Here is a 2,605-nt window from a genome sequence, read left to right on the forward strand (position 1 = left end):
CTACTCCCCCACTCCCCTACTCCCCCACTCCCCCACTCCCCTACTCCCCTACTCCTCCACTCCCCCACTCCCCTACTCCTACGCGAGGTAGTCGATGCTTGAAACTACAAAGAATTTCCCAAGAAATAGTTCCTAAAGTATTTGCCCAGTCTTCCGCAGAAATTTGATACTTACCTTGCTCTCCTAATAAAGTTATCACTTCACCTGTTTCTAGATCGGGAATAGCACTCACATCCAACATTAATTGATCCATAGTAATAGCTCCCACTTGAGGAATCAATTGATCGCGCACAATAACTTTCATTTTATTAGAAAGATTACGAGGTACACCGTCAGCATAACCAATACCTACCACCGCTAAACGCATCTGCTTTTTAGCAATAAATTGATAACCATAACTAATACCAGTACCTGCCTCAATAGTTTTGACCTGTGTAACTCTAGCTTTAACCTGCATTGCCGGTTTTAAATCAACTTTCTGATGCAAATGAGGTGCTGGATAGAGACCATAAAGAGCTAAACCCGCTCTCACCATATCGTAATGAAAAGCAGAGTCAGTTAAAGTTGCTGCCGAGTTAGCAAAATGAAGTTGTACATCACTAGAAAAATCTTCTCCATCAATACGACACGAACGTATTGCTTCCTCAAATCTTTGATGCTGCTTTCTCATTACTGTTTGGTCAAGACTATCTGCGGTAGCTAGGTGAGAATAAATACTTGCAATTTTTAAATTTGGTAATCCTTGGACAAATTGTACAAATTCTACTGCCTCTTGCCAAGGCATTCCTAACCGAGACATTCCTGTATCCAGCATCAGATGCACTGGCATTCCTTGAGTGTAATGGGAAAGAGTTTCTGAAAAAACTAAAGCTTGCTGAGGGGTACAGATAGTTGGTTGAAGTTGCCAGTGAGCGATCGCTTGAATTTGCTCTGGTCTGTCTGTTGCCCCTAAAATTAAAATAGGTGCTTCAATTCCAGCTAACCTTAACTCTATTCCCTCTGGCACTGTTGCGACTGCCAACCAATCTGCACCTGCCTCTAAAATAGTTTGAGATACTTGACACGCTCCATGGCCATAAGCATCTGCTTTAACTACTCCCATTAATTTAGTTTTTGCGGATAGAATACTCTTCAGCTGTCGCACATTATAGGCCAATGCCCGGTCGTTAATTTCTACCCAAGCTCTTTGACAAATCCCTCCATAAACATCACTTCCTATAGAGTCCTGATTTAAGCTTTCTGCTACTAGAGTTTTAAAAGAAGCATTTTCCCAACTTAACATTTTGACTCACTCCTCAATTAATTAACTTTTCCGGTCTAAAACTATTTGCTACCATAATTGTGATTATCAGGCTAGACAACTACAGCTCGGGAAGATTTTTTTTTACAGGGAATAGGGAACAGGGAACAGGGAACAGGGAAAAGTTAATATTAACAAGTAGTTCAAACAATCCAAAATCCAGAATACAAAATCCAAAATACAAAATTATCTTTTTCTTCTATAATTCCCCGTTCCTTCTGACTCTTAACTACTCCCTACTCCCTACTCCCTACTCCCTACCTTAAATTTGTGTGTCAGAAAATTGTTCAACTCTAAACTTTTGTCCCAACGAAGATCGATTGTGTTAACCTATGAGAAAATATTATCTTTTCAGAAATATCAATGGCCAATGTTTTAGTGTTGAACGCTTCTTATGAACCGCTCAATATCACGAGTTGGCGACGAGCGATCGTCCTGTTGCTCAAAGATAAAGCGGAGCAGATCGAGCATAACGGGGTATATATCCTGCCAGATATTCCCTTGCCCACAGTTATTCGACTGCGATACTACGTCCGAGTTCCTTACAAAGATATTCCTTTGACGCGCCGAAACATTATGCACCGAGATGGTCATTCCTGTCAATACTGTAGTTATACGGGGGATGATTTAACCTTAGATCATGTCGTACCGCGATCGCGTGGTGGTGGCGATACCTGGGAAAATCTTGTGACTGCTTGTGTTCGCTGCAATGTCCGTAAAGGTAATCGCACGCCAAAAGAGGCTAATATGACTTTGCGTTATCTTCCTCGAAAACCCTATAGTGGCCTTTACTTTGAATTGACTAAACACGTTAAAAGTGGTAGGAATAAAGAATGGCAAAAATATGTGATTGGTTTATGAAGCCCCTGTCCATCTGAAGGCAGGGGTTTTTTGTATCGAAAATAGCAAGGCAGAAGGCATAAAAAAAATCTGGCTTTATCTGAGTTTTCAGCTTCTCAGCTTCTTCGACTGCTATTAGGCATCTCCGGTCATAAAAAATCAAATCAATTATCACGCACAAATTATTAATTCTTTCCCTCTACTATGTAGGGAGATTGCATGCAACCTCCCTACTGCCTACTCCCTCTTTTGGAGAAGATGTCTATTAGTATTTTGATTAAAATTGACTTTTATTACATAAAGTGGTATTTATAGTTTTGCATAGAACTTGCACTGCATTAATCTCTAACAAAAATTTGATTATCATTTCCTTTATGGGTTTAATACTCCACCGTCACTCGCAGTGTTCAAAATTGTTTGGGGAAGCAATCTCCATGCAATTTTCCCTTCTGCCTTCTGCCTTCT

At 40.4% G+C, this 2,605-nt stretch carries 2 protein-coding genes; one reads left to right on the forward strand and one right to left on the reverse strand.

Annotation, left to right across the window (positions count from 1 at the left end):
* Positions 1–40: 40 nt before the first annotated feature.
* Complete coding sequence (alr, locus tag AC3DU7_RS23475; RefSeq protein WP_488041715.1) at positions 41–1,282, reverse strand: alanine racemase; 1,242 nt, start codon at positions 1,280–1,282, stop codon at positions 41–43.
* Between the two features lie 381 nt (positions 1,283–1,663).
* Between alr and AC3DU7_RS23480 the strand changes: the two genes are divergently transcribed.
* A complete protein-coding gene (locus AC3DU7_RS23480) occupies positions 1,664–2,161 on the forward strand; it encodes an HNH endonuclease (protein ID WP_488041716.1) in 498 nt (165 codons plus the stop codon).
* Positions 2,162–2,605: the final 444 nt, after the last annotated feature.

Source organism: Okeania sp. (assembly GCF_983059655.1).

Coding starts and splice junctions, on each gene's coding strand:
- AC3DU7_RS23480 (WP_488041716.1), top strand. CDS start 1,664: ATGGCCAATGTTTTAGTGTTGAACGCTTCTTATGAACCGCTCAATATC.
- alr (WP_488041715.1), bottom strand. CDS start 1,282: ATGTTAAGTTGGGAAAATGCTTCTTTTAAAACTCTAGTAGCAGAAAGC.